General features: G+C 59.3%; 4 protein-coding genes and 1 tRNA gene. All 5 read right to left on the bottom strand.

Annotated elements, in window-relative coordinates; genetic code table 11:
- Window positions 1–342 precede the first annotated feature (342 nt).
- Window positions 343–585 (bottom strand): hypothetical protein, encoded by a 243-nt coding sequence (locus ACNPP0_RS27725; protein WP_448707685.1) that lies wholly within the window; start codon window positions 583–585, stop codon window positions 343–345.
- A gap of 63 nt (window positions 586–648) precedes the next feature.
- Window positions 649–1332: a hypothetical protein gene (locus tag ACNPP0_RS27730; protein ID WP_448707686.1), complete on the bottom strand. Its 684-nt coding sequence runs from the start codon at window positions 1330–1332 to the stop codon at window positions 649–651.
- Window positions 1333–2147: 815 nt separating this feature from the next.
- Window positions 2148–2342 (bottom strand): hypothetical protein, encoded by a 195-nt coding sequence (locus ACNPP0_RS27735; RefSeq protein ID WP_313065441.1) that lies wholly within the window; start codon window positions 2340–2342, stop codon window positions 2148–2150.
- A 332-nt stretch (window positions 2343–2674) separates the two neighbouring features.
- Entirely contained in the window at window positions 2675–2968 is a 294-nt protein-coding gene (locus ACNPP0_RS27740; RefSeq protein WP_448707687.1) for a hypothetical protein, read from the bottom strand.
- 1114 nt (window positions 2969–4082) lie between these two features.
- Window positions 4083–4211, bottom strand: a tRNA-OTHER gene (locus ACNPP0_RS27745).
- Window positions 4212–4216 lie beyond the last annotated feature (5 nt).

Here is a 4216-nt window from a genome sequence, read left to right on the forward strand (position 1 = left end):
CGACCGCCGCTCGGCGAAGCCGCGGGGGAGGCGACCGCGCGGGACACCGATGGAGGATAAGGATCAGGCGTGCTGGGAGCCGGCCGGCAGGAGCCTGGCGCATGGTCCAACGGGGCTGGGGGAACTGGGATTTGGAAAGGTCCGAGCGGGCACTTGGCTCGGGCATTGGGCACCTTGGCAAGAGGCTAAGGAAACCCGTTTTTGGCTGGCAAAAATTTCCGGTGAAGGGCTACGACCGGGCGATTTCCATCTAAGGGTGACAACCCTGCCTGTCAACACCTAATCCGTAACAATGCCCGATGGTCATTTATTGAGCATCGGGCATTATCGCATCGGGGCGCGTTACGTCATGTCGATTGCGATTGATGCGGGCATGTCATGCACGTCATCGCACCATTCGCCCATGTCCTCAATTGCTTTCGCAAGGTCAACCCGCGCGGGTTTCTTCGGGGTAACGGTTTCTGCGAAAGCAGCAACCACGGGGACCGGGGACGCGGGCGCATTGGGGCGCGCACGTTTGGGGATTGCGAACCCGGTAACGGGCAAGGTGTCAGCGATTTGCGCAAGGGCTTGAAGGTTCATCATAGCGGGGCTTTGTGTGGGGTGTCGAATGGGGCGCGCAGAGCGCGCCCCGTGCGGGGCATGGGGTTATGCGGTCACTTCGTCATCGCCGACCCAGAGGGCAAGCGTAGAGGGCGCAGCGGTGCTAATCAGGTGAAACAAGCGCGTAGCAAGCGGGTTTGCGTCATTGATAACGCCCGCTTTCGCGTCAGCGCTGGGGACAACCATACCCAGCAGCGGGAGAATGCCCGCGGTTGCGCCCTTTTTGACCGACACCGACATTTGCGTATCGACGGACTGCTTTTTGGTTTTCCCGAAAATCCCCTGGACCTCATTCTTGCCCGCGACATTCGAGACTTGCTCACTGGTCATTTCATCGCCCTTGCCCGTAGCGACATAGCGCAACCCGTTGCGGTCACGCGCACCCAGCATCAACCCCGCGAACGAAAGCAGCGCGGTGCGCACCGACGCTTTCACATACCGCGCATCGGTCGTAGCGAGAAAGAGCAGAAATTGCACGGTGCGCAATGCTTCTTTCGTATTGGTGACGGTTGCGATGCGGGCGAAAATGTCGGTCAGGTCAGCGCCCATGCTTTCGAGTTTTTCAACGACGGGCGCGGTAAAGTCGCTGGTGACGTGCTTGTAAGCAGCGAACAAATCAGGGTTGAAACCCGCGTTGTTCAGATTCGGTTTCTTGCCCGATTTTTCATGACGGGCAATGTAAGCAGCGTTCTGGTTAACGATTGCTTGGGCGAAAGTTTGGTTTTGCATGGTCTGACCTATCTATGTATGAGTTTTTGAATTCCCGCATTCGTTGATGCGGTAGAAAGATATTAACTGAATTCGTAGCGACAAAACCATGTGCATACGGTTTTTCGTCATTGAATATTTCTATAGCGCTGATTAACAATTTCAATCGGGCAGCGCCCGGAATTCCCTGGTGTGGCTGCGCGGCGCGTGCTAGTCGCGGGCGCGGGCAATGTAAACGGGCGTTTACAGGACGCGCACCCTTGGCGGGCGCGGGCGACGCGGACCAGGCCTGCCCACGAGGCGGAGGCGCCGGGGCGTGGCCTGCAGGGTTGGCGCCGCGCCCGTGGCGGTAGGCCTGGCTCTATGGCGCCGCAGGGTGGCGGCGATGCGGCGCCGGGGTGGCGCCTGCCCCTGCCTACCGCCTGCCGGGCCCAGCCACCCCCGCCGAGGGGCGCCGAGGGCTCGGCGGCCCGTCCCAGGGGCTCGGATTTGGGCCCAAACTAGGAGCCAGCCGTATACAGGAATCCTGCCGTATATAGGCGCCCAGGGCCGCAGCCTGACCGCTCTCCTACCGTCCACGGCTAAACCCGGAATCCAACCCGAACTAGGAGCCAGCCGTATATGAAATCCGAGGACCGCGGTGCCGGGCGCCCTCTCCTATTCCGGTGTGGTGCGGTGTGGTCGCCAACGATTCTGTGCTCAGCGGTGCGATGCGCGCAGCCATGAAAATGGGCACCTCAGTGGGTGCCCAGGTCTTTCCAGATCATTGCTTCTACGGGGTTGGGTGCATCAGCCCGTCCTGTATTGCGTGGGTGTGAGGTCTTGCGAGGCGGGGCTCAGTTCCAGTAGTTGTTGCGGGCGCGTGCAACGCCGCGGCGACTGGTCAGCAAACGCAGCATCTGCTCCTCTTCCCGGTCTTGCATCTGCTCGTAGGCGTCGAGGTCGATGCCGCCGGAACTGGCCGGCGGGAAGATCGGCTCTGCCTTCAGTTCGATGATGAGGGGAATATTACCGGAAGCTGCGTTTGCCATATAGATGTCTGCCTTAGAGAAAAATTGATGGGTGTCGAAGCGACAAAACCCATTCTCCCTGTGGTCGCTTGGCGCTTACAGCTTTGCCGAGCTGAAGGTCTCTCACACACTCGCACACATGGTCGATTCCCGTGCCTACTCCGGTGTGCGCTGCCTTGCCCCAAAAATAGGACGAAAAAGACTCCTGAAAAGACCCCTCAAAAGACCGTCCTAAAAGACCGTCCTAAAGACCGTCCTAAAGACCCGTGTGCAAGACCCTCTCCTGCCGCCTACGACCTGGTCCTGAAAAAGCCCCTTGCGGGGCTTCTGGGGAAAGACTCAGGAGGCGAGCTTCAGTGACCCGGGTGCGGAATGATGATGAACTCGCCCACCAGCTCCTCGGGGCTCTCGGGCAGGCTGTCAGTGAACGCACCGATGCAGATGGCAGGCACGCTGAAGGGCTTGAAGTCGACAAAGTCGGTGCGCTCCAGTTTCTGGTCACCGCTTCCTTCGTTGTAGCGCGCCCAGTCGGGGGAAATCAGGAAGGTGTCGGTCTCCGGCTCAAACTCGACGATCTGCGCAGGAACACCGCCCGCCTGGCACTTCTCTTCGTTGGACAGGACATGGTGTTGGATCGGATGACGCATGCTCTCTTCTCTCTCTAGGGTGTGGTGCGACAGAACCTCTACTGTGCGCGTCCCGGTGTGGCTCGTCTCAGTGTAGGAACCCGATCCGCCAAGTCCATCTCTTCCTCTCTCTGTAGGAGATGCCTGCCCTGCCTACGCCGACCGGGCCTCGTCCAGCTCTTCCGCTCTCTCTGTAGGCATGTCCTTCTCTACAGAGAGGAAGCCAAGCGAACTAGGATGCAGCCGAATATAAAAATCGGATGGGAGGCGAACTGGAGCCCAGCCGTATACAGAGAGGCAGACCGTGTGACTGGGAGCGCGCCGAACACGTGGCGCTTATCTCTCTTGGCGAATAGACCCCTTTGGCTCTTGGCTTTGGCTGCAGGGGGAGAGTTTTCGCCACGGAAGCGCGTTTAGAAGATCACTTGAAGGCCCAAAACCTTACCTTTGCGCGTGAGAGTGGCATGTAGGGAGGAAGCGTTCCCTCTCTCTTGGGTGTGGAGTCTTCTCTCTCCTCTGTATGGGTGGATGCCTCTGTGCGCTCTTCCTCTCTCTACTCATGGGGATGGTTGCTCCTCTCTCCGGTGTTCTCTGTCTGGGTGTGGGTCTTCCTCTCCGGTGTGTCGATCTCCTCTTTCTCTCTACGGTCGTTCTCTCTGTAGGAGATGATCTTCGTCGTGTTCGGGTTTCGCCGATTGCTCCTTTTCGCTTACGTGGAATCGGGCTGGGTCGGGTCAGCGCGGGTTGCTCTCTTCGTCTACGGGAATCGACGCTGGTGCTGCCCTGCCAATCGCATCCTGTGGGGCTTGTTTGGGCCTGGGTGACTCTACCCACCATCTCGGGTCGCGGCGCGCTCTGCGGGCGTTTAAATCGGTCCTCGATTCCGGCCGGCTCTCGTATGGGCTTCGTTTCCGAATCTGGTATTCGGAAGACCCCATTTGTCGTTATTTATCAAGGACTTACAAACGCAAGTCCAAACACCCCTCTGGAATAGGCGAACCAGCGCGAAAAAAGACCCCATCGAGCGCGTGCCAGATGGGGCCGAAAGTCACACCATGCCTAGTGTTGGGTAATGCTCGCGGTGCTTGGTGTGCAGCACCGAGACAGAGATTATGCGGGCGCGTGCCCGGCTTCTTTTGAGGGGCGGGGATCGAACCCGCACATGCCAGCGATTTCGGGATTTCAGGTTTCAGTTCTGGCGCCCTATTCCCACTCCGGACCCGGAGCCCCTAGTCGCTTGCGTCTACCAGTTTCGCCACCCTCACGGAT

The organism is Achromobacter semiaridum (assembly GCF_053543755.1).

Bases quoted from the DNA above. Each gene is read 5' to 3' on its own strand.
- ACNPP0_RS27725 (WP_448707685.1), bottom strand. From the start codon at position 585: ATGATGAACCTTCAAGCCCTTGCGCAAATCGCTGACACCTTGCCCGTT.
- ACNPP0_RS27730 (WP_448707686.1), bottom strand. From the start codon at position 1,332: ATGCAAAACCAAACTTTCGCCCAAGCAATCGTTAACCAGAACGCTGCT.
- ACNPP0_RS27735 (WP_313065441.1), bottom strand. From the start codon at position 2,342: ATGGCAAACGCAGCTTCCGGTAATATTCCCCTCATCATCGAACTGAAG.
- ACNPP0_RS27740 (WP_448707687.1), bottom strand. From the start codon at position 2,968: ATGCGTCATCCGATCCAACACCATGTCCTGTCCAACGAAGAGAAGTGC.